21 protein-coding genes, 1 tRNA gene and 1 pseudogene are annotated in these 24,807 nt (G+C 73.5%); 11 read left to right on the top strand and 12 right to left on the bottom strand.

Annotated elements, in window-relative coordinates; all coding sequences use genetic code 11:
- Positions 1-272 precede the first annotated feature (272 nt).
- Entirely contained in the window at positions 273-1,235 is a 963-nt protein-coding gene (locus OV079_RS19090) for a YndJ family transporter (RefSeq protein ID WP_267770260.1), read from the bottom strand.
- On the bottom strand, positions 1,217-3,454 hold the full coding sequence (locus OV079_RS19085) for a DUF2330 domain-containing protein (RefSeq protein WP_267770259.1): 2,238 nt from the start codon (positions 3,452-3,454) through the stop codon (positions 1,217-1,219). Before OV079_RS19085 ends, OV079_RS19090 begins: the two co-directional genes overlap by 19 nt.
- A 301-nt stretch (positions 3,455-3,755) precedes the next feature.
- On the opposite strand from OV079_RS19085, the gene OV079_RS19080 reads away from it, so the two are divergent.
- From OV079_RS19080 to OV079_RS19055, 6 genes are all read left to right on the top strand, one after another.
- Positions 3,756-4,034, top strand: a complete 279-nt coding sequence (locus tag OV079_RS19080) for an integration host factor subunit alpha (RefSeq protein WP_096333509.1) — start codon at positions 3,756-3,758, stop codon at positions 4,032-4,034.
- Between the two features lie 10 nt (positions 4,035-4,044).
- Positions 4,045-4,659, top strand: coding sequence for a MerR family transcriptional regulator (locus OV079_RS19075; protein ID WP_267770258.1), 615 nt, complete (start codon positions 4,045-4,047; stop codon positions 4,657-4,659).
- A 385-nt stretch (positions 4,660-5,044) separates the two neighbouring features.
- Positions 5,045-5,118: transfer RNA gene (locus tag OV079_RS19070), tRNA-Pro, on the top strand.
- A gap of 97 nt (positions 5,119-5,215) precedes the next feature.
- Positions 5,216-6,025: a 5'/3'-nucleotidase SurE gene (gene surE, locus OV079_RS19065; protein WP_267770257.1), complete on the top strand. Its 810-nt coding sequence runs from the start codon at positions 5,216-5,218 to the stop codon at positions 6,023-6,025.
- 17 nt (positions 6,026-6,042) lie between these two features.
- Complete coding sequence (locus OV079_RS19060) at positions 6,043-6,615, top strand: adenine phosphoribosyltransferase (RefSeq protein ID WP_276602743.1); 573 nt, start codon at positions 6,043-6,045, stop codon at positions 6,613-6,615.
- 655 nt (positions 6,616-7,270) lie between these two features.
- A complete protein-coding gene (locus OV079_RS19055; protein WP_267770256.1) occupies positions 7,271-8,488 on the top strand; it encodes a patatin-like phospholipase family protein in 1,218 nt (405 codons plus the stop codon).
- 207 nt (positions 8,489-8,695) lie between these two features.
- On the opposite strand, the gene OV079_RS19050 is transcribed toward OV079_RS19055, so the two are convergent.
- The 6 genes and pseudogenes from OV079_RS19050 to OV079_RS58165 form a co-directional block, all read right to left on the bottom strand.
- Positions 8,696-10,690 (bottom strand): prenyltransferase/squalene oxidase repeat-containing protein, encoded by a 1,995-nt coding sequence (locus OV079_RS19050; protein WP_267770255.1) that lies wholly within the window; start codon positions 10,688-10,690, stop codon positions 8,696-8,698.
- 720 nt (positions 10,691-11,410) lie between these two features.
- The gene (locus OV079_RS19045; protein WP_267770254.1) at positions 11,411-11,572 is read right to left on the bottom strand and encodes a hypothetical protein; all 162 of its coding nucleotides are present in this window, start codon (positions 11,570-11,572) and stop codon (positions 11,411-11,413) included.
- Between the two features lie 32 nt (positions 11,573-11,604).
- A complete protein-coding gene (locus tag OV079_RS19040) occupies positions 11,605-12,504 on the bottom strand; it encodes a HEAT repeat domain-containing protein (protein WP_267770253.1) in 900 nt (299 codons plus the stop codon).
- 414 nt (positions 12,505-12,918) lie between these two features.
- Positions 12,919-13,284, bottom strand: a complete 366-nt coding sequence (locus OV079_RS19035) for an Mpo1-like protein (protein WP_267770252.1) — start codon at positions 13,282-13,284, stop codon at positions 12,919-12,921.
- Between the two features lie 866 nt (positions 13,285-14,150).
- Entirely contained in the window at positions 14,151-14,294 is a 144-nt protein-coding gene (locus OV079_RS19030; protein WP_267770251.1) for a hypothetical protein, read from the bottom strand.
- Positions 14,295-14,464: 170 nt separating this feature from the next.
- Positions 14,465-14,614, bottom strand: a pseudogene (locus tag OV079_RS58165) (NUDIX domain-containing protein); the annotation flags it as partial.
- Between the two features lie 62 nt (positions 14,615-14,676).
- On the opposite strand from OV079_RS58165, the gene OV079_RS19025 reads away from it, so the two are divergent.
- From OV079_RS19025 to OV079_RS19015, 3 genes are read left to right on the top strand one after another with little or no spacing between them, the layout of a single operon-like run.
- Positions 14,677-15,189, top strand: coding sequence for a DUF507 family protein (locus OV079_RS19025; RefSeq protein WP_267770250.1), 513 nt, complete (start codon positions 14,677-14,679; stop codon positions 15,187-15,189).
- The gene (locus OV079_RS19020) at positions 15,189-15,995 is read left to right on the top strand and encodes a hypothetical protein (protein ID WP_267770248.1); all 807 of its coding nucleotides are present in this window, start codon (positions 15,189-15,191) and stop codon (positions 15,993-15,995) included. The genes OV079_RS19025 and OV079_RS19020 overlap by 1 nt, the downstream gene beginning before the upstream one ends.
- Before the next feature lie 13 nt (positions 15,996-16,008).
- Positions 16,009-17,691 (top strand): acetate--CoA ligase family protein, encoded by a 1,683-nt coding sequence (locus tag OV079_RS19015; RefSeq protein ID WP_267778597.1) that lies wholly within the window; start codon positions 16,009-16,011, stop codon positions 17,689-17,691.
- Positions 17,692-17,839: 148 nt separating this feature from the next.
- On the opposite strand, the gene OV079_RS19010 is transcribed toward OV079_RS19015, so the two are convergent.
- The 4 genes from OV079_RS19010 to OV079_RS18995 form a co-directional block, all read right to left on the bottom strand.
- On the bottom strand, positions 17,840-19,636 hold the full coding sequence (locus OV079_RS19010) for a HEAT repeat domain-containing protein (protein ID WP_267770246.1): 1,797 nt from the start codon (positions 19,634-19,636) through the stop codon (positions 17,840-17,842).
- Positions 19,637-19,973: 337 nt separating this feature from the next.
- Positions 19,974-20,942: a TerC family protein gene (locus OV079_RS19005; RefSeq protein ID WP_267770244.1), complete on the bottom strand. Its 969-nt coding sequence runs from the start codon at positions 20,940-20,942 to the stop codon at positions 19,974-19,976.
- Positions 20,943-20,953: 11 nt separating this feature from the next.
- Positions 20,954-21,475, bottom strand: coding sequence for a hypothetical protein (locus OV079_RS19000; protein WP_267770242.1), 522 nt, complete (start codon positions 21,473-21,475; stop codon positions 20,954-20,956).
- 39 nt (positions 21,476-21,514) lie between these two features.
- Positions 21,515-22,333, bottom strand: coding sequence for a competence/damage-inducible protein A (locus OV079_RS18995; protein WP_267770240.1), 819 nt, complete (start codon positions 22,331-22,333; stop codon positions 21,515-21,517).
- Positions 22,334-22,465: 132 nt separating this feature from the next.
- Here OV079_RS18995 and OV079_RS18990 point away from each other — a divergent pair, with 132 nt between their 5' ends.
- Positions 22,466-23,470 (top strand): aspartate carbamoyltransferase catalytic subunit, encoded by a 1,005-nt coding sequence (locus tag OV079_RS18990; protein WP_267770239.1) that lies wholly within the window; start codon positions 22,466-22,468, stop codon positions 23,468-23,470.
- Between the two features lie 19 nt (positions 23,471-23,489).
- Positions 23,490-24,677: a glutamine-hydrolyzing carbamoyl-phosphate synthase small subunit gene (gene carA, locus OV079_RS18985; RefSeq protein ID WP_267770236.1), complete on the top strand. Its 1,188-nt coding sequence runs from the start codon at positions 23,490-23,492 to the stop codon at positions 24,675-24,677.
- Positions 24,678-24,807: the final 130 nt, after the last annotated feature.

Genomic DNA, 24,807 nt, shown 5'->3' with positions numbered 1-24,807 from the left:
CGCGCGGGTGCGGAGCGCCGGTCGACGGTTGGCCTGTTCTTTCGGGCAGGTACCGGACGGCGGCGAGGCCCGTCGGTCGTCGCGCGGACATCGGGCCGGGGCCGGCGCGGCAGGGGCGGGGCCGCGACGAACGCGGGTGTCCTTCGGGGTATGTCCTGGAGAACATGTCCATTCACGCCGGGCGGGATGGACACCGATCGCGGCATGCCGACCGGCGCGAAGGTGGCGGGCGCCGATGGGCCTGTCCTTTCGAGCAGGTGGGCGAAGCCGCGTCAGTCGTCGCGCGCGGTCGCCTGCAGGCCGCTCCAGGCGAGCAGGCCGAGGCCGAGGAAGCCGAGCGCGTTGACGAGGCCGTGGGCGCGCAGCATCGTGAGGATCGGGACGGCGGCGCCGTAGAAGCCCTGGGCGGCGTACATGCCGGCGAGGCTGGTGCTGATGAGGAGTGACGCGGAGGACAGGGCCAAGAGGACACGCGCCCAGGCTGGCCGATCGCGCAGGCGGGCGGCGGCGAGCAGCTGCAGGCCGGCGAGGAGCGGGAGGCCGAGGACGTAGAGGCCGGCTCCGGCGAGCTCGATCGGCCGCGCGCCGGCGCCGATGCCCACCGCGAGCATCGGGAAGGCGAGGATGAGGACGACCGCGACGAGGCGGTAGACGGGGCGAGTCCAGTCGGGCGCGTCGCCGAGGCCGCGGCCGAGCAGGCCGACCATGACGAGGGCGCCGAAGCCGGCGGCGTGGAAGTGACCGGCGGTGAGGATGGCCGCGAGGCCGCCGAAGCCGCCGAGGACGAGGTCGCCGCGGTAGACGAGCAGCCACACTGCGGCGCCGGGCAGCCACACGAGGCCGAGGTCGAGGGCGAGCTCGGCGGGAGCGAGGCTGCGCCGGGCGAGGACGCGGAGGAGGCCGTGCAGGGCCGAGAGGCCGCACAGGAGCAGCCAGGGGCCGGTGAGGCCGGCGGCGAGGCCCGGGCCGAGGCCGGGAGCGAAGGCCGGGACCGCGGCGACGAGGCCGGCGAGGCCGGCGAGGCCGGCGGGGCGGGCGGCGTTGGCGTATGTCCTCGGGGACATGTCCGCGGTGAAGAGCAGGGCCCGCGGGACGGCGACGAGGACGACGAACAGGACGATGACCTCGGCGAGGGTGGCCTCGTCGCCGAGATCGCCGAGGCGCACGCCGACGAGGGCGAACCAGACGAGGAGGCCGATCGCAGGGGCGCTCGTGCTCAGCGAGGCGGGGACCACGGCCGGAGTGTATCGCGGCGGTGCGGGGGCGCGGGTGACTGGCCCTCTCGCCCGGCGACGGCGTCGAGGTGCGAAGGGCGGATGCGCCCGGGGGACGGCCGGGGAGCGCCGTCATCGGCGGGACGAGGGGCGAGCGCGGGCGCTCGAGGACATGTCGCCTGGGACATGCGCCCGAGGGCCGACAAACGCCGCCACTCCGCGACGGGAGAGGAGCGCGGGGGCTCGAGGGCTTGTCGGCGGGGACATGCGATCGAGGGTCGACAAACGCGCGCCTCTCGGCGGCCGGAGAGGAGCGCGGGTGCTCGAGGGCTCATGGCCCCTGAAATGCGAGGGATGGCCGACAACGCCCGCCTCTCCGCGACGGGAGGCGAGCGCGGGATACTCGAGGACATGTCACCTGGGACATGCCTTCGAGAGCATGTCCCGATCGACATGTCCTTCGGTTCAGCGGCGTCGGCGGGGGCGGACGGCGAGGAGGCCGAGCAGGGCCAGCAGGGAGGGGACGGTCGGGGCGGTGCCGCGGCCGTCGCAGGCGCAACTGCTGCCTTCGGCGCCGCCGACGACGTTGGGGCTGCTGTCGCTCTCGGTCGAGTAGAAGGTGGTGCCGGTGCTGCTGTTGCCGCCCGAGGTGTCGGGGCCGGTGGTGGGGCCGTCGGTGTCGCTGGTGGTCGGGCCGCCGGTGGTGCCCGAGGGGGCGGCGGATGCTGCTGGTTCCACTCGGCCAGCAGCTGGTCGATGAGCGGGGTGTTGTCGACGAGCGGCTGAGGCATGCCGTCCATGACCATCTGGTCGACGTCCTCCTCCCACGGCATCTCGTCCTGGAACTGCGGCCACGGGTCGCCGAAGTTCATGTTGACCTGGCGGCCGTCGGGCAGGGTGACGACCGAGAAGTCCTCGCACGAGATGTCGCGCTGGGCGATCCGCAGGTTCGGGACGTCGGGGAGCTCGGGGTTCAGGAGGAACAGCGGGTCCTCCGTCATCTCGTTGGGCGAGATGGTGGTGTAGAGCCGCGTGAGGTACGGCCAGGTCTCGACCAGCGTCTTGGCGTGCTCGGCCGGCTCGATCACACGGGCCAGCAGGTCCTTGGCGAAGCCGCTGCCGTCGCCCCAGGCGCCGAGGTCGATGTCGGCCTCGAAGCAGCTGAGACAGCTGTAGAACTGCTCGGCGGTGATGCCGTTCGGCACCGGGAGGTAGGTGGAGAGCAGGCCCTGGACCAGCGGGTGGTTGAACTGACAGAAGAACTCGTCGGTGCAGTCGGTCAGGCCCTGCTGGTTGAGCTGGCTCATGACGTCGACCGCGGCGAGGCCGGTGAAGGGATCGGCGCTCCACACCTGCGAGTAGAAGTTGCCGATGTTGAGGACGTTGCTGTCGCCGGCGAACTCGGTGACGAAGGCGTGACCCTCGGCCATGAAAGCGTCGACGGCGAGGCTGACGACCTCCTTGTAGTTGGCGCCGAGGTTGAGCCAGTCGATCTTGAGCGGGTTGACGAGGACGTGGCGGTAGTTGGTGGGGATCGCCCGCCCGTCGCCGAGGCTGAAGGCGCGGATGTCCATGTCCTCGACGGCGGCGATCCGCGTCAGGCGGATCGGGACGCAGCCCTCGGGCTCGGCGAAGCTGAGGACGATCGGGTGGATGCTGCTGAGGCCCTCGTCGTTGCTCAGCTTGAAGGCGACGACGCTGTTGCCCTCGTCGAGGTACTCCTGAAGGATCGGCTCGGCGTTGGGGTCCTGCTGGTAGCCGTTGTCGCCCAGCCACTGCATGATGTCGCCGGCGTTCATACCGGCGAGCACGACGACCTCGAAGGCGCCGACGGTCTCGATCTTCTTGACGATGACGCCCGTGTCGGTGCCGTCGCCGGTGGTGCCGTCGCCGGTGAAGCTGGCGCCGGAGGTGGCCGGGAAGCTGTCGGTGTCGCCGCCGCAGAACTCGAAGTTGTCCTGCAGGCCGTAGGTCGGGACGGTGGCGTTCAGCAGCTCCTGAAACAACAGCTCGCTGCCGACGGAGAAGGTGGGGACCTCGGGCAGCGGGATCAGCCACGCGAACTGCTGCGCGTTGGTGTCCGGGTCGTACTGGATCTGGATGTGGACCTCGACCTGGCCCTGGTCGATGATGAAGAGGATGTTCTCGCCGGTCTGGTCGACCGGCATGGCGTTGGGCCCGGGCTCACACACGGTGCCGCCGCAGGCGTCCGCCCGGTTCGGCGGGAGCGCGGCGAGCAATACGGCTGTCAATGGTAGGACATAAGCGCAAGTAGATCGCAGCATCGCCGCGATCATCGCTCGCGGTCGCCGCTGGCGCAAGCCATCGGAGCGGCGTTCTACAGGCTCCTGCGAGGCCGTGCAGTCGTGAACAGGAAGGCCGGGACGGGGGTGGGCGCGGCGCCCGGACGGACTGCTGCTCGTGCCCGAAGTGTGATGCTGCAAACAAGCGCGGCAGTTGAGTTTTTCCTGCGCAGAGCTAGGGCCAACGCACGGCCGCCGGGCTTGCGCGGCGCCGAGATTTTGCCAAAGATCCGCGGCGATGACGAAGGCGGACATCATCGAGCGCGTATGCGAGGAAGTCGGCGGCTTCTCCAAGAAGGAGGCCGCCGACGTGGTCGAGGTGGTGTTCGAGCTGATGAAGAACACGCTCGCGGAGGGCGAGAAGATCAAGATCTCGGGGTTCGGCAACTTCGTCGTCCGCGCCAAGAACCCGCGCCCGGGCAGAAACCCGCAGACGGGCGTGCAGATCACGATCGACGCCCGCAGGGTGCTGACGTTCAAGCCGAGCAACGTGCTGAAGGCCGCGCTCAACGCGTAGCGAGACGGCGATGAGCGGCGCAGACGAGGACGCGGGACAGACGAGCCGGCGCAAGGCGGGCGACGGCGCGGCGAGCGAGGGCCAGGCGAAGCCGACCCGCACGCGCGCGCGGGCGAAGAAGGTCAGCGCGACTGCAGGGCCCGACCTGGGGTCCGACAAGCTGTACTTCAAGATCGGCGAGGTGGCGCAGATCGTCGGCGTGCCGGCCTACGTGCTCCGCTACTGGGAGACCGAGTTCAAGGTCATCCGCCCGCAGAAGTCGCGCACGCAGCAGCGCGTGTACCGGCGCCGCGACGTCGAGACGCTGCTGAAGATCAAGCACCTGCTGTACGCGAAGAAGTTCACGATCGCAGGGGCGCGCCAGCAGCTGCGCCTCGGCGGCGACGCGGTCGAGATGGCGCCGCCGTCGAGCCGCTACCTGGCGTCGCAGTCGCTGGCGGCGCTGCGCGAGTCGCTCGACGATCTGATCGCGTGGGTCGAGAACACGGAGTCGACGGCCAACACTGCCGCGGACCCGGTCGAGTTCATCCGCACTCGCGGCGGCGCCCGGGCGCTCATCGACGAGGCAGCGGCGGCCGGCGAGGCGCAACCACTGCTGCAGCGCACCGGCCGCGAGCCGCTGTGACGGCGCGCGAGCGGCGGGTCGCCGCGAACGGGCGCGGCGCGTAGGCACCGGGTGCGTGGTGGCGAGCGGGGCCAAGACGCGAGCGAAGCCAGAAGTCGGCGGACGCAGGCCGAGTCGCCCGAACTCGGCTCGAAGCGCTCGCTCCCTTTCGGAGGGTGGAAGGCCGGACGAGCACCGCCGATTTTCGGCCGGCGCGGCGGGCGAGTGGCCCGGAAAGGCCGGGGCGTTCGCTCGGAGGCCAAGCTCGGCGGGCGCAGCGAGGCCGCGGCGGCCGGCGATCGGCCGGGAAAAAGCCCGGGCGAGGGCTGCGTGAGTTTGCCGGGCGGAGCGGCGGCGCAGGGGGCTTGCCCAGGCGGTTCAAAGCGCGTATACCGGCGCTCCGTTTCGGGGCGTAGCGCAGCCTGGTAGCGCACTAGACTGGGGGTCTAGGGGTCGGAGGTTCGAATCCTCTCGCCCCGACAAACGCGAAGAGCCGACAGGTTTCCCCTGCCGGCTCTTACTTTGGTCGGCCGTTTCGCGTCCGGGCCGCCGGGTCGTCTGTGCTACAAGGCGCGGCGTGTCGGAACGGCCGCTGATCCTGGTCACCAACGACGACGGCATCCTCGCGCCGGGGATCCTGGCCCTGGCCGAGGCGGTGGCGCCGCTGGGCGACGTGGTGGTGTGCGCGCCCGAGACCGAGCGCAGCGGCTCGTCGCACGCGATCACGCTGCACTCGCACCTGCGCGTCGACGAGGTCCGCCCGGGCTGGCACCGCGTCAACGGCACGCCGGTCGACTGCGTGTACCTGGCGTCGCTGCACCTGTGCGAGCGCCGGCCGGCGCTGGTCGTGTCGGGGGTGAACCCGGGCTATAACCTCGGCTCCGACGTGTTTTACTCGGGGACGGTCGGGGGCGCCGCCGAGGGGTTCATCCGTGGGGCGTCGGCGATGGCGGTGTCGGTCCACGCGCGCGAGTCGCCGCGGGTGGCGATCCCGGTGGTGCGGACGCTGGCCCGCATGCTGCTGGCGCAGCCGTCGCTGAGCCTGCTGAACGTCAACATCCCGTGGATCTCTCACAGCGCGCCGCCGCCGGAGGGGCCGCCGGAGGTGCTGGCCGAGGGCCTGCCGATCGTCATCACGCGGCTGGGCGCGCGGCCCTACGTCGAGCAGGTCGAGCGCCGCCAGGACCCGCGCGGGATGGCCTACTTCTGGATCGGCGGGCCGCCGCGCGACGCCGGCGAGCACGAGGGCGAGGACACGTGGGCGGTCAAACGCGGCTTCGTGTCGGTGACCCCGCTGATCCTCGACATCACTGCGCCCGATCTGTCACCGTGGCAGACGATGTTCGCCGGGACGACCGTGCAGGTCGATCCGCGAAGCGACGACTAGACTAGAGGACCGAGACGATGCGCGAGAGCCCCGATTTTCGCATGTCCGAGGCCGAGCGCGCGGCGGCGCTGCGCGACGTGGCCAGCCTGATCCGCGCGGTGCCGGACTTCCCGTCGCCGGGGATCCTGTTCCGCGACATCACCCCGGTGCTGCGCGAGCCGGCGGCCATGGCCGCGGCGCTGCGCCTCCACCTCGACGCGGTCGCCGACCTCGCCGGCTCGATCGACCGCATCGTCGGGGTCGAGTCGCGCGGGTTCTTGTTCGGCATGCCGATCGCCCACGCGCTCGGGGTCGGCTTCGTCCCGGCGCGCAAGCCCGGCAAGCTGCCCGCGGCCACGGTGACGCAGGCGTACGCGCTCGAGTACGGCGAGGGCACGCTGCACATGCACGCCGACGCGCTCGAGGCCGGCGACCGCGTGCTGCTGGTCGACGACCTGCTGGCCACCGGCGGGACCGCAGGCGCGGCGGCGCGGCTGGTCCAGCGGCTCGGCGGCGAGGTGGTCGCCAGCCTGTTCCTCATCGAGCTGCCGTTCCTGAAGGGGCGCGAGCGGCTGGCGCCGCTGCGGGTCGAGGCGCTGCTGTCGTTCTGAGGTCTTTCGGGCATGTCCGGAGGGGCATGCGCGAAGGGGCAGGCTCGGAGGGGCATGTCCGGAGGGGTATGTTCTCTCGGACATGCCGCGATCGCGCCGCGGTCCGCGGTCGATCAGACCGAGGCCGGCGAGGGCGCGCTCCACGACCGCGCCGCTGACGGGGTGATGGTCGCGCCAGGAGTCGCGGGCGCGAGCGCCGAAGCGGGCGGCGAGGGTGGCGGCGGCGAGGGCGAGGGCCATGCGCGCCGCGCCTGTCGTGGACGCCGCGACGGAGCAGGCCGACGACGCTCGGTGGTGTCGGTCGCGAGGGCGATGAAGCCGCGAGGCGGGAGCGGAGGACGAGCGCGGCGACGGGCGCGTCGTCCCCGACAGACGTGGCGCCTGGCGTCAGGCGGCGGCGCGACGTGCAGCGCACGGGCGTCAGGCGGCGGCGCGACGTGCAGCGACCGTCGTCGCCCGGAGGGACGTCATGACGCCGATCGCAGCGCGGCGAGGCGAAGGCGGCGCGGTGTCATACCGGTGACGCCGATCGCAGCGCGGCGGGGCGAAGGCGGCGCGGTGTCATGCTGGTGACGCCGATCGCAGCGCGGCGAGGCGAAGGCGGCGCGGTGTCATACTGGGCGGTCGGGCGCGTCGCGGCGCCACGGAGCACCCCATGCCCAAGCCCAAGCCGATCCACACCGCGCTCGTCCTGTCGGCCGGTGGTGTGCGGGGCGCGTACCAGGTCGGGGTGCTCGACGGGCTCGTCGACGTGCTGGGACTGCGCGGGGCGGAGGGGCCGCCGATCTTCAGCGTGTTCGCCGGGACGTCGGTGGGGGCGCTCAACGCCGCGTACCTGACCGCCAACGCGGACCACGCCGATCACGGGATCGCCGGGCTGGTGGAGGTGTGGCAGCGGCTCGAGCTGCGCCGCACCCTGCGCTTCACGCCGCTGTCGCTGTGGGGCTGGCCGTTTTGGCACCTGCCGGGCCGCTACGCGAAGTACGACAGCCGGACGTCGCCGTACGTGGGGCGCTCGCTGTTCGACCCGCGCCCGACCGAGCGCCTGCTGCGGCGGGTGATCGCGTGGGACCGGCTGCACGCGAACATCGACGCGGGGGTGGTACGCGCGCTGGCGATCGCGGCGCTCGACGCGTGCGACGGCAGGACGACGCTGTTCGCCGAGCTGGCGCCGGGGGTCGCGCTGCGCCCGTGCCACGCGCAGCGGCGCACGATCCTGCGGCCGATCGACGCCTCGCGCGTGCTGGCCTCGTCGGCGCTGCCGCTGATCTACCCCGCGCGCAACATCGAGGGGCGCTACTACATGGACGGGGCGATCCGCTTCGGCACGCCGATCGGGCCGGCGCTGCGGGCCGGGGCCGACCGGGTGGTGGTCATCTCGCTGCTCGAGCGCTCGTCCGCGCCGCCGCCGATGGACGCCCCCGATTACCCGGGCTTCGTGTTCATGCTGGGCAAGATCTTCAGCGCGCTGCTGCTCGACCCGGTGTCCCACGACGTCGACAACTTGCTGCGGATCAACCGCATGTTCGAGGCGATCGACGAGGCGCTGGGGGCCGCCGAACTCGCGGCGGTGAGCGAGCGGCTCGAAGAGGCGGGCGACCTGCCGTACCGCCGGGTGCCGACGCTGGTGTTCCGCCCCAGCGAGGACCTGGCGGCGGTGACGGCGTCGTTCATCCGCCATGACCTCGCGGGCTCGGGGATCGACCCGATCCGGCAGGCGCTCATCCGCGGGCTCAGCCGCTCGCACATCGCCCGCACGACCGAGCTGGCGTCGATCCTGCTGCTCGACGGCAGCCTGGCGTCGCGCTTCATCGAGCTCGGCCGCCGCGACGCGCTGGCGGCGAAGGACCGGATCCTCGAGTTCTTCGCGTGAGGGCGACAGGACCGCCGAGCTGGCGCCGAGGTTGCTGCTCGACGCCAGCCCATCGCGATCGGCCGCCGGGGCGCCGCGGGTCCCGATGCATTGCGGAGGCGCGCCGATCGCGGCGTTCACCGGGGATGTGCTTCAGGACATGCTCAAAGAGCATGCGCGAAAGGGCATGACCGTTCGGCCATGCTCGAAGAGGCATACGCCGCGGCGTCACTCCGCGGCGCGACCGAGGCGGCGGGCCAGGGCCCAGGCGGGGAAGATCTGGCGGTAGAGGTCGTAGTCGAGCACCGCGGTGTTGAAGAACACGCCGCTGGCGCGCTCGCGCGGCCAGCTGCCGTCGGGCTGCTGGCGGGCCTGGATGTAGGCGACGGCGCGCTCGATCGCGGGGGCCTCTTCGGCCGTCTCGGCGGCCATGAGCGTGAGGACGGCCCAGGCGGTCTGGGCGACCAGGCTCGGCTCGTGCGCGGGCAGCTGGACGTCGCGGCCGTCGAGCAGGCCCTCGAAGCTCTCGCCCCAGCCGCCGTCGGGTCGCTGGCGGCGCACCAGCCAGGCGACGGCGCGGCGGACGGCGGGGTGCTGGCGCGGCAGGCCGGCGCTGAGGAGGGCGTGCACGGCGAAGAAGGTGCCGTAGGTGAAGTTGATGCCCCAGAAGCCGAGCCAGCCGCCGTCGGGGTGCTGGGCGCCGAGGAGGAAGGCGACGCCGCGCTCGACGGCGGCGTCGACGTCGGCGAGCAGGCCGGGCGGGATGGCGTCGCCGAGGCGGGCGCGAGCGAGGGCGAGGCCGCGGACACAGCTCGCGGTGCACTCGGTGTACGAGTACTCGAGCATGCAGTTGCCGTAGATCTCGGCTGGGTTGAAGTGCTTGAGCACGAGGCTGCCGCGGCGCGGCTCGTAGGAGCCGAACCCGCCGTCCTCGTTCTGTCGGCGCAGGACGAAGCGCAGGGCGGCGAGCTGGCGCTCGCGCGGGAGGGGCTGGGCGAGGTCGTGGTCGGCGCAGTGGATCAGGGCCTCGAGCGCCTCGGCGGTGCAGTCGCTGACGGGCCACGGGTGGCGCTCGTCGGCGAAGCCCCAGCCGCCGTCGGCGGGCTCGCGGTAGTGCTCGGCGCCGCCGGGGATGTCGCCGCGGATCTGCGCGGTCGCCAGCCAGGCGGCGGCGCTGCGCCCGAGCGCCTCGCCGGTGGCGCTCTGCGGGCCCTCGCACAGCGCCTGGAGGAGGAACGAGGTGTCCCAGATGTCGCTGCGGGCGCCGCAGATCCGCGCGCCCTCGACGTCGTCCTCCCAGAACCAGTACTCGAGGCCGCGGAAGGCGGCGTCGCGCTCGGGGTGGAGCGGGTCGTGGTGGTGGAGGGCGAGGTTGAACAGCAGGCCGTTGACCGGGCTGAGGCAGACGTTGCCGGTGCTGCGCAGCTCGAACAGGACGTGGTCGATGGCGCGGGCGAGGGCCCGCTTGCGCACGAGGCCGGGGGCGACGCGGTCGAGCGCCCGCATGGCGGCGAAGGCGGCGCGCAGGCCGGCGCCTGGCGCTTCGTACAGGTCGGTGGCGGCGATGTCGTCGCGGTGGGCGCGGAACGGGGCGCGGTCGTAGCCGCCGTCGTAGAGCTCGTCGCGGATGTCCCGAAGGACAGGTGAGTCGGGGGCCTGGACGCGGGCGCCGTAGAGGTAGCTGAGCCCGAGGTAGATCAGGCGCATATGGCAGTAGAGGCGGCGCGGGTGGACCGGCGCGGCCTCGGGGAGCAGCCACATCTCGGGCAGGATCGGCTGGACGCACTGCCACGGGTAGAGGCCGAGGAGGGCCAGCCAGATCCGCCCCCACGTCGGGTTCTTGGTGACGCCGCCGTGGGCCCGGATCCACCGCAGCGCGCCGGCGGCCAGCGGGTCGTCGGGCGGTGTGCCGAGCAGGCGCAGGGCGACGTAGCCGAGGGTGGTGTGGAACAGCCAGCTGTCGCTGTCGGGGTGCATGCCCCAGCCGCCGTCGTCCCGCACCTGGCGCTCGAGGGCGAGGCGGATCCGCTGCCGCCGCACCGGGGCGATCGGCCGCCCGAGGACGTGACACGCGAGCACGTACTGGCACACGAGCATGGGGTTCCAGATCACCTCGCCGCCCACGGCTCCCTTGGCCGCCTGCACGCCGCGGAGGTGCTGCAAGGCGCGCTCGTAGGCGGTGGCGAGGTCGCTGCGGGGAGCTTCGGCGGTCGCGGGCGTCACGAGCCGAGGGTGGCAAAGCGGGCGGCCGAGCGGTGTGCGCTGGATCGCAGGGCGCGAGGGCGCGGGCGCGGGCTGCAGCACGCGGCGAGGGACAGGCCGCGGCCACGCGAGCCGCAAGAGGTCACGCCGAGTCGAGCCGGGCGAGGACGACCGCGGTCGTCGGGCCCGTCGCGGTCGCGCACGGGCGAACGCGTCGGGTGTGCCCTGATTCGAACCTGGCTTTGGAGTCCTTCGCCCAGGGCGGGCGCCGGGGGGCGGGCGGTGTCGCGGGCGCTTCTTGCATTTCAGCCTGGCGTTGGGGTCATCCGCGAGGCTGGGCGAGAGGGTCGCGGTGTTTTCTGCATTGCAACCTGGCTCCGGGGCCATCCGCGAGGCTGGGCGCCGGTGTCGCGGATGTTTCCGGCATTTCAACCTGGCTTTGGAGCCATCCGCGAGGCCGGGCGCCGGTGTCGCGGGCGCTTCCTGCATTTCAACCTGGCTTTGGGGCCATCCGCGAGGCTGGGCGGCAGCGTCGCGGATGGTTCCTGCATTTCAACCTGGCTTTGGGGTCATTCGCCCAGGGCTGGGCGCCGGCGTCGCGGACGTTCCTGCATTTCAACCTGGCGTTGGGGTCATCCGCGAGGCCGGGCGAGAGGCCATGGGTGTTTCGGCGCTCGCGCAGGCAACCTCCGGGCATGTCCTCGGGAGCATGCTCGGGAGGACATGACCGATCAATCATGTCTATTTGGACATGTCCTTGAGAGTCAGGACGGCGAGGGCGGCGCGGGCGTCGGCGACGGCCTCCTGGACGGCGGGGCGGCGGCTGCCGGCGAGCTCGTCGAACAGCGGCTGGCCGAGCTGCAGGGCCACGCGGACGAGGGCGTAGGCGGCGCGGACGCGCATGACCGCGGGGGTGAGCCAGCCGCGGGCGATCTTCAGGATCGGCGGGACGGCGGCCGGCGGGGCGGCGGGGCCGAGCGCGGCGAGGGCCTCGAGGGCGCGAGCGCGGTCGCCGGAGCGCTGCAGGGCGAGGAGCAGGGCGGGCCGCCGCGAGGGTCGCGGGCGGCGGCGAGGCCGAGGGCGGCGGCGAAGGCGAGGTCGATGGCGGCGCCGGGATCGGCGACCACGACGGCGAGGCGCGTGCAGGCCTCGGGGCCGGGCGGATCCAGCTCGGCGAGGGCGCTGACGAGGGCGAGGCGGACGTGCGGGTGCGTCTCGCCGTCGAGGGCGGCGCACAGGGCCGGCTCGGCGGCGCGGCCGGCCAGCTCGACGAGGCCGCCGGCGGCCTGGAACCGCAGGTCGGGCGCGGGGGCGCGGAGGGCCGCGGTGATCCGCGCGAGCGCGGCCTCGTAGGTGACTCGGGACAGGTCGCTCGGGACATGTCCCGGAGGACGCAAGGGGTGCGGCGCGGCGGGGGACTCGACGGGGCCCTCGGCGTCGTCGGGCTTGACGAGGTGCTCGGGGGCGGCGGCGAGGCCGAGGAGGACGCAGGTGATGGCGGCACACTCGCGCAGGTAGCCGGCGTCGGGCCCGGGGTCGGCGTCGTGCAGCCAGGGGTCGATGTGCGGGATGACGTCGGGCTCGCCGAGCTGCTCGAGGCCGGTCGCGGCCATGGCCCGCACCGGGACGACCGGATCGGCGAGGGCGGCGGTCAACGCGGCGATCACGGCCTCGCCGCGCGGGTGCCCTGCCGCCAGGTGCAGGGCGGGAGAGGGATCGCCGAGCTCGGCCAGGAGGGCAGCGGCCAGGTGACGCACTGCCACGCTGCGCGCGGTCGGATCGGGCGAACGCGCGTCGCGCAGGGCGGCCTCGAGGGTGATCGGGAGCGAGGGCATGCGGGGCGCGGTGGAGGTCGTGTCACGCGGGGTCAGGCGCGCGAGGCGTGTCGCAAGGGACAGGGCGCGCGGCGCTCGCGTGGGGTGTCTTGAAGGACAGGGCGCAAGGGACAGGAGAAAAGCGAGCCCTCGGGCGTCGGGGAGGACGGGCGCGAGGGCCAAGCGTGGATGCAGCGCGCGGGGTGTCGTGAGGGACAGGGCGCAGGGACAGGAGAGGCTGCCGCGAGCGGATGGGGAGCGCCGCGCCGGGTGTCGTGGAGGACGGGGCGGACCGGCGAGCGCGCCCGGAGTCCCGGGGGACAGGAAGGAGACGACCGCGCCGGGGGTCGTGAAGGTCCGGGTGTCGCGGAGGACAGGGCGCGAGGGACAGGTGGGCTGTCTCTCGGGACAGGCGCCGCGGTGGGGCGGCCCGGGTCAGGTGCGGGCGCGCTGCGGGGCGTCGGGCGCGGGGGCGGTGCTGCCGAACAGGCGGATCATCTCGCCGCGCATGCGCCCGGTGAGCCGGAGGCGCAGCATCTTCATGTCGCCGACGAGGGACCACAGCGGATACTTGAAGCTGGCCGGCTTGTTGCGCTCGATGAAGAAGTGACCGATCCACGCGGGGCCGTAGCCGATCACCAGGGCCAGCGGGAACAGGCTCCAGCGGCCGGTCCAGGCCATCCAGGCGACGAAGAGGTAGGCGCTGCTGGTGCCGACGTAGTGGAGCGCGCGATTGACGGGGTGGCGGTGCTCGCCGAGATAGAAGGGCCAGAACTCGGAGAAATCGCGGGGCGCGGGCATCGCCCCGACCATACGCCGCGGCCGAGCGGCCGTCACGCGCAGACGCGGCGGATGGCTGAAAAGACAGGTTGTGCGCGAGATCGCCGGACCGGCGCGGCCTGGAGGTTCCGCGCGAGCGAGGCGCGCAGCGGGCCACGCGCGGCGGGTTGGGGGCGCCCGCCGCCAGGTCGACGCGGATGGGGCAGTCCTCACGCCCGGCGCCGGCGGGTGACGCAGTGCACGTCGGCGGTGAGGATGGCCGCAAGGACAGGTGGCGAGCGGGGCTCGCGCGGGGAAGCTGTCTTTGCGGACAGGTGAGCGCCGGATGCGAGCGCGGAGCGGGCCGGTGCGGCGGGAAGCGCCGGAGGCGAGAGGTGGAGGGCGCTGCGCCGGGCCGGGATCGGCGCGAGGATGCAAAGAGGCGAGCCGCGGAGCGGTGATGGGATCGGCTCGAGGACCCGAGAGACGCGGCGCGAAGAGACCGACGCTGCGCCGGGATCGGCGTGAGGACGCGGGGAGACGAGCCGCGAGGAGTCGGGAGGGCGTTGCGGCGGGGTTGGCGTGAGGACGCGGGGAGACGAGCCGCGAGGCGACGGGAGGGCGTTGCGGCGGGGTTGGCGTGAGGACGCGGGGAGACGAGCCGCGAGGAGACGTGAGGGCGCTGCGGCGGGGTTGGCGTGAGGACGCGGGGGAGACGCGACGAGGGGGGCGCTGCGCCGGGATCGGCGCGCGCGGGGAGGCGAACCGGGGGCACGCGGAGGCATTGCGCCGGGCCGGGATCGCTCGATGAACGGCGTCCGCGGGCGGCTGGGTGGGAGCCGTCGTGTCGCGGCGGCGCCGGCTCGTCGCCCTGACGGCGGGGGACGGGCGGGGACGGGCGGAGAGGCTCAGGGACGGATGGGGAGCGGAGGGGGCGGGATCCGGCCGGCGCGCACGTCGGCGATGAATTCGCGGTCGGCGGCCAGGAATTCGGCCACGGGCAGGGATTCGAGGTCGTGCGCGACGACGGCGGCGTCGGCCTCGAGGCGCAAGGCGGCGTGCCAGTCGGTGCCCAGCCAGGCGCACGCGTCGACGTGGTAGACGAGCAGCAGGACCTCCGGGCCGGGCCCGGGGTAGACGTGGTGCAGGACCTCGGCGACGGCGCCGACAGGCAGCGCGGCGGCGGCGGGGCCCCACTCCTCGACGAGCTCCGGCGCAGCGCGGCGCGCGGGGACTCACCGGGCTCGACCTTCCCGCCGGGGAGCTCGAGGGCGCCGGCGCCGTGGCGGGCGCCGGCCGGTCGGCGCTGGACGAGGAGGCGGTGGGGGCCGAGCCAGACCAGGCCGGCGGCGACGATGAGGCGGGGCTGCACGCCCGTGGTTGGTACCGCACCCTGGACGCTCGGAAAAGCTGCGCCTATCCTCGGCCCACCCCATGCGTCTTTATTCAAGTAAGATCTCGACGATCGTCGAAGCCGTGAACAAGACCCTGGTCGACGCCGGTGACCTCGAGGTCAGCGACCGCGAAGAGTTCAAACGGGATGTCGAGTCGATCCTCAAGGAGTACCGACGCAAGGACCGCGAGCTCACCGACCGCGCGAAGGACGAGCTCGAGCGGAAGAAGCTGGCCTACTCCGACCTGTTCAAGGTCAAGCGCTCGATGGCGGATGACCAGGACTTCGGGATCGGGGAAGAGGCCTTGAACTGGATCGCCAATCAGCTGCTCGAGCTGTTCATGCAGAGCAAGTTCGTATCGGAGATCTACGCCGACGACTCCGTGATCCGGAAGAAGCTCAAAGAGATCCTCCGCCGCCACATGCAGGCCGACGAGGACCTCGACCGCGAGGTGCGGCGCCACCTCAAGCACCTCACCGAGAACACCTCCACGTTCGAGATCGAGTACCAGAAGCAGCTCGAGCTCATCAAACGGAAGCACGGTCTCGACTAATGGCTCATATCCTGGTCTACGCCCAGCGCACCCCGCAGGGGATCCATCCGGCCAGCGCCGCGGCCCTGTGCCTCGCCCGTGACATCGGCAGCGAGCGCGGCGCCACGGTCAGCGCGGTCTGCCCCGGCGACGCCGGACGCGCCGACCAGTTCGTCATCGGCGCGGTCAGCCGGTTCGGCGCCGACGGCCTGACGTTCCTCGGCCCGGCCGGCCTGCGGCCGCTGCAGGATCGACTGCACCCGCTGCTGGTGTTCGTGCCGCACACCGAGGAGGGGCTGGCCGCCGCCGAGACGCTCGGCGGCGCCGAGGCGCTGTGGCTGCAAGAGCCCGAGGTCGAGTGGGAGCGGCTGGCGTCGGTCACCGCGATCGTGGCCGGCACCCTGCCGTGGTACGAGCTGCCGGCGATCATCGACGCCGAGTACGACAACGAGGCGAGCCTGGTCGACCTGCCCGAATGGGTCGCCCGCCTCGAGCAACACAGCGGCCGCGGTCCGCTGCGGTACTTCGCCCGCGAGGACCTCGACCAGGCCGCGCGCGCGGCCCTGGCGTCGATCGGCGCCAAGCCGGTCGGGCCGGAGTACCTCGACCAGCACACGGGCGGGACGCTGCTGTGGCTCGGCGGGGCCGACCAGCCGGTGCCCGAGGCGCTGATCGCCCGCGGCCCGGGGGCCCGCGTGATCCTGTTCCCGGGCGAGGGCGCGGAGATCGACGCCGCCTGGACGCGCGCCGACTGGGTGCTGCCGGGCGCGTGGCCCGAGGCGGTCAAGCAGCTCCACAGCGAGCTGTGGAAGCCGGTGATCGTGTGACGGGCGCGCCTTGGTGACCGCCGCCGATCGATCTGTCTCATCGACCAGGTCCGCCCTGCGGGCGCTGCTCGCCGGGGAGGCGCTGGTCGGCGAGGACGTCGGGGCGGCGTTCGCCGGCGCCGGCGAGGTGCTCGGCGAGGCGGCGCTGGCCCGCCGCGTGCGCGAGCAGGGGGCCGCGGTGGTGGTCGCGCGCGAGCCGTCGCCGACGCTGCTGCGAGCGCTGCGCGAGCGGCCGCCGGGGCTGCTCGTGATCACGGGGCCGGAGCTGCCGGTGGGGCTGACGACGCGGACGCTCGGGCCGGCGGCGCAGCTGGTGATCGAGGGCGGGGAGCTGGTGATCGTCGGGCCCGACGGGGCGGCGCTCGCGGGGCTGCGGGCGGCGTTCCTGGCCGCGGGCGCGAAGCCGCGGCTGTCGCTGTGCCCGGCGCCGGCGTGGCTGCCGGAGTGGCTGGCGGCGCCCGAGCTGGCCGGCTGTCGGACCGCGGGGATGGTGCCGGCGGCGAGCTTGCACGCCGGCTGGGCCCGCTGGGCGAGCGCCGCCGGGGCGCGCCAGGTGGTGGTGCCGCTCGGGGTCGAGGCGCCGCGCGTGGACCAGCCGCGCCACCCGTCGCTTGGCCAGGCGGCGGCCGCCCACGCGCTCGAGCGCCTGACCGGGCCGGTGTTCCCGAGCCCGGGGGTGCTGGCGCTGCTGGTGGACGCGGAGAGCATGTCGTCAGGGACAGGTCCGAAGGGGCATGTCTCGGAGGGCATGTCCGAAGAGGCAAGCCCGGCGGCGGCGCCGTGGCGCCAGGCCCGGCGGGCGCTGCCGCTGCAGGGCGACGAGCACGGGATGGAGGCGCCGCACCCGGGCCTGCGCCTGCGCGGGCCGGCGAACGCGACCACCGACGCGTTCCTGGCCCAGCGGGCGCTGCTCCGCCGCGAGCGCGCGGAGGCGCTGGTGCGCGCGGCCGAGGGCGAGGCGGCGCCGAGCATCGACCCGGCGGCGCTGGCCCGCGCGGAGGAGGTGCTGCGCTCGGCCGGCCAGGCGCTGTCGGAGCACGAGAGCAAGGTGGTGCTGCGCGGCTTCGGCATCGAGGTGACGCGCCAGGCGGTCGCCAGCTCGGCCAGCGGCGCGGCCCAGTTCGCCGAGCAGATCGGCTTCCCGGTGGTGCTCAAGGCGGTCAGCCCCGACCTCCGCCGCAAGCAGGAGCTCGGGGCGGTGGTGCTCGACCTGACGACGTCGGCGGCGGTCCGCCGGGCCTACGCGACGATCGTCGGCAACGTGGAGGAGCGCGCGCCGACGGCCCACCTCGACGGGGTGCTGGTGGCCGAGCAGATCGGCGAGGGGCTCGAGATCCACTGCGGGGCGGTGGCGCTGCAGAGCGGGGAGACGGCCCTGTTCGGGCGTGCGCTGGCGGGGCACCAGGAGGTGGTGCTGCGCCTGTCGCCGCTCGACCCGGCCGAGGCGATGCTGTTCGCCCAGGCGATCGTCGCCGGAGTGCCGCTGCGCCGCAAGGACGACCCCGGCCTGCGCGAGCTGGCCGGGCTGCTGCTCCGCCTCGACGCGCTGGTCCGCCACTTCGGGGCCGCCAGCGCGGACAGCGAGGGCCGCCTCGAGCTGGTCGACCTCAGCCCGGTGCGCCTGTGCGCGGGGCCCCGCGGCTATGTGACGCTCGACGCGCGGATCGTGCAGCGGGCCCACCTCGAGGGGCTCTGAAAATTTCTTGAAATGCAGAGCTCGTGCAGCGAGGCCTGCGCCTCGTCGGCGCACGAAGCCGGGGGCTCTGGAGCTCGCTGACGGTCGATTGGACATGTCCTGAAGGACATGATGCAGAGGGCATGGCCTCGTGGGCATGTCCGAAAGTTCATGGTGCCGGCCGCTTGCGGTCGTTGCGGCGCCAGCGGGCGTCCTGGGCGCTGCGCTCGGTGACGGCGGCGATCGCCTCGCGCACGGCCTCGCGGACCGGGAAGTACGGGCGGCAGCCGGCGTCGTCGCAGAGCCGGCCCCCGGGGGCGTAGCGGTCGCTCCGGCGGGCGCGCAGGGCCGGGAGGGCGTCGCGGTGACCGATTCGCCCGAGCGCGGCGGCGGCGGCCTCGCGGGTCTCGGGGTTCTCGTCGGCGAGCCAGGCGGTGAGCGAGCGGGCGAGCGGGGCGGCCTCGTGGAGGCGCAGGACGGTGTCGCAGCTGCCGCCGAGGCTGGTGACGTGGCGCGACCACTGGCTGCTCATGCTGCCGAAGTAGAGGCCGGCCTCGTCGGGATCGCAGGGGTCCCACGAGGGTCGATCGGCGAGGGCGCCGATCGCCGCGAGGGCGCGCTGGCGGGGGCCGTCGGCGAGGTCGGGCAGGCGGCGCTCGAGCTCGGCGAGGGCGGTGCGGCCGGTGACGTCGGCGAAACCTTCGATGGCGTGGACGCGGGCCTCCCACGCCTCGGGGCCGCGGCGCCCGAGGCGAGCGAGGGCCGCCGCGCGCAGCGGCTCGGGGGCGCGCTCGAGGGCGGCGCGCAGGACCGCGGGCTCCGCGTCGCGGCCGGCGGTGAGGAGGGCGCCGCGGTACAGCCGGGCCACGTCGAAGCCGGCAGAGGCGAGGCGGGCGGGGCCGTAGTCCATGCTGTCGGGGGCTGGCTTCGGGTACATGTCCCGAGGGCCATCCACGTCGAGGAGCCGCTCGGCGACGGCGACGCGGCAGTCGCCCGTCCGCTCGGCGCTGCGGATGGCGCCGCGGACCTGCTCGCTCCAGCGGTACGAGACGCTGGTGCCGCACATGCCGCCGCCAGGGTCGGCGCGGCGGTAGAGCTGGCCGGCGAGGGTCGGATCGCCGAGGAGTTCGGCGCCCAGCGCGAGGTCGCGGAAGACGTAGGAGTAGCGGGCGCCGCCCCACGCCCAGTGGCTCTCGGCGCTGCCGTTCAGGGGGCCGGGGAAGCCGAGCCGGGCCAGGTAGGCGCGGCCGTGCTGGACGAGGCCGACGACGTCGCCGCGGGCCCTGGCGTCGCTGGCGGCGGCGGCGAGGCGATCGTTCTCGGGGTCGGGCGCGGCGGGGGTCAGCGGGCTGCCGGGGCTGGCCTCGACGGCGCCGCCGACGACGGGGCCGGCGTCGGCGATCGCGGCGAAGAAGTAGGCGAGGTCGTCGAGCTCGGCGGCGGTCGGCGCGTCGCCGCGGAGGACGCCGCCGTGGCGACGCAGCACCGCGAAGTCGGCGAGGGCGAGGCGGGCCGCGGCGACCTCGCCCGGCGTCGGCGCGGCGCAGCGGGCCTTGGGGATCGCGTCGGCCATGGCGCGGGTGAGGATCGCCTCGAGCGCGCGCTCGGCCTTGTAGAGGTTGATCGCGTCGAGGCGCAGGAGGATCGGGGCGTCGGCGGGCAGGCCGATCTCGCCGAGGAGGTCGAGGAGCTGGCCGGCGGCGTCGTCGTGGGCCAGGGCGGGGCAGGGGGCGGCGTTGCAGGCGGTGTACATGTCCTCGAGGACACGTACGACCTCGGCCCGCCCGAGGCCGGCGGCGGCCGCCCGCTCGGCGAGGGTCTGGCTGCCGGAGTCGGCCAGGCCGGCGCGCTCGACCGCGGCCCGGGCGGCCTTCGCTGCGCTGTCCCAAGAGACCTGTCCCGAAGTGCTGGTCGATCCGGCGGCGGGAGCGAGAGCGAGGACGAGCGCGAGCGCGGCGGGCGTCATGTCCGGTCAGACAGCGACGGCGGGCCGGCGTTCCCGACCGTCGAGCGGGCGCGGCTGCAGACGGCCTGTCGGGCGATATCGGCGAAGGCGGTGAATGGGTGACTTCGGCGAAGGCGGCGGAGTGGACGGGCGCGAGCGCCCCGGGCGAAGGGCGGGTGAGTTTCGCGGCCAGGCCGAGGTCGCGGGTGCTTGGCGTCGGCGAGGGCCGAGGTCGCGCGGGCGGACCTCGGCGGCCGAGGCCCGTCGCGCCGGCGAGGCGTGGGCGAGCGAGGCGTCGGGAGGCCGCGTTCTCGTCCTGGCGCTTGGGACATGTCCTCGCGGACATGTCCCGCGAAGCCTACTTGTTCGGCTCGGGCGGGTGGCTCGGCGGGAACACCAGGCTCAGCGTGATCGCGCCGCCGATGAGGGCCGAGACGGTGGCGAGCGAGATGCCGACGGGGATGTGGATCGGCTCGAGGTGCGGCGGGTAGCCGACGCCGAGCAGCATCTTGACGCCGACGAACGAGAGCACCAGGCCGAGGCCGTACTTGAGCAGCCAGAAGCGGTCGATCACGTTCTCCAGCAGGAAGAACATCGCCCGCAGGCCCATCACCGCGCACACGTTGCTGGTGAAGACGATGAACGGGTCGGTGCTGATGCCGAAGATCGCGGGGATCGAGTCGAGCGCGAACACGACGTCGGCGGTCTCGACCATCAGCAGGGTGACGAACAGGGTCGTCACGTAGCGCTTGCCGTCGCGGCTGACGAAGAACTTCGGGCCCTGGAAGTCCTTGGTGACGCGGAAGTAGCGCTCGGCCCAGCGCTTGACCCAATTGTCCTGGCCCTGCTCCTCCTCGCCGCCCTCGCGCACGAACAAGAGGCGCAGGCCGGTGAACAAGAGGAAGCCGCCGAACAGGTACAGCGAGAACGTGAACATCTGGATCAGCGCCAGGCCGGCGACGATGAAGATGCCGCGCAGGATCAAGGCGCCGAGGATCCCGGCGAACAGGATCCGGTGCATGTACTCCTGCTGCACCCGCATGTAGCGGAACAGCACGATGAACACGAAGATGTTGTCGACCGAGAGCGCCTTCTCGATGAGGTAGGCGCTGAGGAACTCGAGCCCCTTCTCCGCGCCGTAGGCGTGCCAGACCCAGGCGTTGAAGACCAGGCTCAGCGCGACCCAGATGCACGACCACATCAGCGCCTCGCGCATCGACACGCGGTGCGGCTTGCGGTTGAAGAGCCCGAGGTCGACCGCCAGCAGGACGAGGATGCCGACGAGGAATGCGCCCCAGGTCAGGGGTGAGCCGACTGATTCAAACAAGTGAGGCTCGCTCAGCTCGCGGGGGTCGTCTTGTCGGTGATGAGCTCCATCGCGTCAGCCTTGACCTGGATGGTCAGCTTGCGCGGCTTCGCCTCCGCGTCGTAGCGCAGGTCGACGAGCGTGCCAGTGAAGGAGATCGGGAGGTTGCGACCGAGCGGCCGGCCGAGCTCTTCGGTGGAGAAGATCCGGTAGTCGATCGTGATCTCGAACAGCACCGGCTCGGTGACGTGGGCGTAGGTCTCCCACGCGCCGTGCTCGGAGCCCTCGACGCCGGCGGCGATGCCGTTGCCCGCCTCGGTGACCGCCTGCCCGCGGAAGCTGCCCGGCTTGTCCTGCAGCGCCTTGACGAAGTCGTCGCGCTCCTGGGGCTTCATCATGTTGAAGCTCTCCAGGTTCTTCTTGTTAAAGGTGAGGTCGGCGCCCTGCGGGTCGTACGCCGCGGGGAGCGCCAACAGGTCCTTCTTGGGCTGGCTGCATCCAGAGACGGCCAGCAATGCGCTGGTGAAGAAGAGCGCGGTCAGGCTGCGGCGCATGGCCCGGAAGCTAGCACGGAACTTTCGGCGGAGGGATGGTCACAAGAGCGCGCCGTCCGCCGGCACCGCCAGGACGGCCGCGTCGCCGAGCGCCCGCGCGAGGGCGTCCCGTGCGTCGCCCGCTCGCCCGGCGTGCTCGCCGATGGCCTCAAAGGTCACGCGCACGACGCAGCGCAGCCGCCCGTCGTCGCCGCTCAGCCAGCGCGGATAGGACCCGATCTCGACGTCCGGATAGTCGGCCACGACCACGTTCAAGCTGGCCGCCAGGTCGGACTCGTCCATCTCCGTGTGCAGGGTCTCCAGCGCCCAACCACCGGCGTCGGGCAGCTCGCCGGGGATCTTCTCGAGCGCCTCGATCTTGGCCCGGCACAGCTCCGGGATGCCCGGCAGCACGTAGATCCGCCGCGCACTCGCCTGCGCACCGGCGGGCAGGTCGATCCGCATCACCGGCCAGCCGCGGGCGGCCGTCAGCGCGGTGCCCTCCGGCAGGTCGGCCATCTTCAGCGCGGCCTCGGTGATCCGCTCGCCGAAGTGCGCGCGCAGGGTCCGCTCCATCTCGGGGTCGCGTCGCAGCGGGCGGCCGATGGCCCGCGCGATCGCCTCCATCGTCACGTCGTCGTGGGTGGGCCCGACGCCGCCGCTGGTGAACACCAGCGGGACACGGGCGAGCAGGCGCAGCAGCGCCTCGCCGATGGCGCCGAAGTCGTCCTCGACGGTGCACATCTCGACCAGGCGGATCCCTCGCCGGCGCATCATCTTCGCCAGCTCGTGGCCGTTCTGGTCGCGGATCTTGCCGCTGAGGAGCTCGTTGCCGATGAGGAGGACGGCGGCGCTGGTGACGGAGGGTTCGCGGTCCATGGGGCCCTGGTCGCAGGGTACCAGGAGTGACAGGCAGGTGAGCCAGGGCACCGCCGCGGTCCGGCCGCGAGGGGGTGCGCGGGTTGACGCGACGCGCGGGCCGGCGCTATCCCTCCGCGCCAGGTAGAGGCGATGCACCGCGCAGGCGACAGCGGCGACGGGGGCGCGGCAACGCGGCGGGGTCGTCGTCCCGGCCGCGACCTGTGCGAGATCGCCGACCTGTCGCCCGCCGAGGCCGTCGCCGTGCTCGCCGCGGCCACCCGCGTCCTGCCGCTCGCCGAGGGCGGCGGGGCCCGCGAGCTGCCGATCCTCCGCGGCGCCCAGATCTTGAGCGTGTTCTCCGAGCCGAGCACGCGCACCCGCCTCAGCTTCGAGGTCGCGGCGCGCCGCCTCGGCGCCGAGGTCGTCCACTTCGTGCAGGACGCCGCCAGCTCGGCCAGCAAGGGGGAGACCGAGCGCGACGCGCTGCAGAACCTCGACGCGATGGGCTTCGACGCGGTGGTCGTCCGCGACCGCCGCGACGGGGTCCCGCGCGCCTGGACCGAGGTCATGCGCGCCCGCGTCGTCAACGCCGGCGACGGCGTCAACGAGCACCCGACGCAGGCGCTGCTCGACGCGCTGACGATCCTCGAGGCGTTCGGCCGCGCGCCGACGCAGGGGGCGATGACCGGGCTGCGCGTGGCGGTCTGCGGCGATGTCCGCCACGGCCGGGTGGCGCACTCGGACCTGCAGCTGTTCCGCACGCTCGGGGCCGACTGCGTGGTCGCGGGGCCGGGCGACCTGGCGCCGCCCGAGCTCGCTGCGCGCCTGGGGGCGACGGTCGCGCCGACCCTCGACGACGCGCTCGCGGGGGCCGACGTGGCGGTGATGCTGCGGATCCAGCGAGAGCGCCTCGGCGCCGACGTGGCGATCCCGGACGCGCCGAGCTATCACGCCGCCTGGGGGCTGACGCCCGCGCGCCTGGCCCTGCTCGCACCCGGGGGGATCGTGATGCACCCGGGCCCGATCAACCGCGGCGTCGAGATCGCCGACGTCGTCGCCGACGGCCCGCACAGCCGGATCCTCCGCCAGGTCACCCTCGGCGTGGCGGTCCGCATGGCCGTGCTCGCGCGCGCCTGCGGCGTCGAGCTGCTCTGAAGAACATGTCTGGAGGACCATGACCCAAGCAACAGCCCGCCCCGACCTCGCCGCCCGTCCGCTCACCGTCGCCGGTCCCGCAGCGCGCCCGGGCGCGCTGGTCTTGGCCGACGGCCGGGTGTTCCGCGGGCTCGGCTTCGGCGCCGCGACGACCGTGGTCGGCGAGGTGGTGTTCAACACGTCGCTGACGGGCTACCAGGAGATCGTCACCGACCCGTCGTACACCGGCCAGCTGGTGTGCCTCACGGTGTCGGAGGTCGGCAACGTCGGCGTCAACCCCGACGACGAGGAGTCGCGCGAGCACGGCTGCGCGGGCCTGGTGGTCCGGGCGCTGTCGCCGGTGGTCTCGAACTGGCGCGCGCAGGAGGACCTGGGCAGCTACCTGGCGCGCAAGGGCCTGCCGGGGCTGGCCGAGGTCGACACGCGGGCGCTGACCCGCCACCTGCGCGACCGCGGGTCGGTGATGGCGGCGCTGTCGAGCGAGCACGACGACGTGGAGAAGCTGCTGGCGCTGGCCCGCTCGGCGCCGTCGATGGAGGGCCAGGATCTGACGGGCCGGGTGACGACGCGGACGCCGTACGCGTGGGACCAGCCGAGCTGGGAGCACGCGGCGCCGCCGGCCGATGTCCACGTGGTGGCGTGGGACTACGGGATCAAGCTCAGCATCCTCCGCCGCCTGCGCGACGCCGGCGCCCGCGTGACGGTGGTGCCGGCGAGCACGCCGGCGAGCGCGGTGCTGGCGCTGCGGCCCGACGGGATCCTGCTCAGCAACGGGCCCGGCGACCCGGCCGCGGCGACGGCGGTGATCGCCGAGCTGCGCGACCTGCTGGCCGCGCAGGGGCTGCCTCCCGTGTTCGGGGTGTGCCTCGGCCACCAGCTGCTGGCGCTGGCGCTCGGCGGCCGCACCTTCAAGATGAAGTTCGGCCACCACGGCGGCAACCACCCGGTCCGCAACGAGGACGACAAGAAGGTGGCGATCACGTCGCAGAACCACGGCTTCGCGGTCGACCCGGCGTCGCTCGGCGCCAGCGCGACGCTCACCCACCTCAACCTGTTCGACAAGACCTGCGCCGGCCTGCGCGTCCGCGGGCGCCCGATCGGCTCGGTCCAGTACCACCCCGAGGCCGGCCCCGGCCCCAACGACGCCACCGACCTGCTGGCCGGCTTCGTCGCCCAGGTCCGCCGCCTCCGCCGCGAGCGCGCCTGAAGCGAGCAGGTCCGCGAGGACATGTTCGCCAGGGCAGGACGCGAGGGACAGGGCTGAAGGGACATGTCCTGCGGGGCAGGTAGGGGCGGCGGGTTCGACGGGGGCGCGCGGGCAGGCCGCCGGCTCGCAG

The sequence above is a fragment of the Nannocystis pusilla genome (genome assembly GCF_026626665.1).
GTDB classification, from domain to species: domain Bacteria; phylum Myxococcota_A; class Polyangia; order Nannocystales; family Nannocystaceae; genus Nannocystis; species Nannocystis pusilla.
The sequence above is the reverse complement of the archived record's forward strand: the minus strand, read 5'-3'. Positions and strand labels throughout refer to the sequence as shown.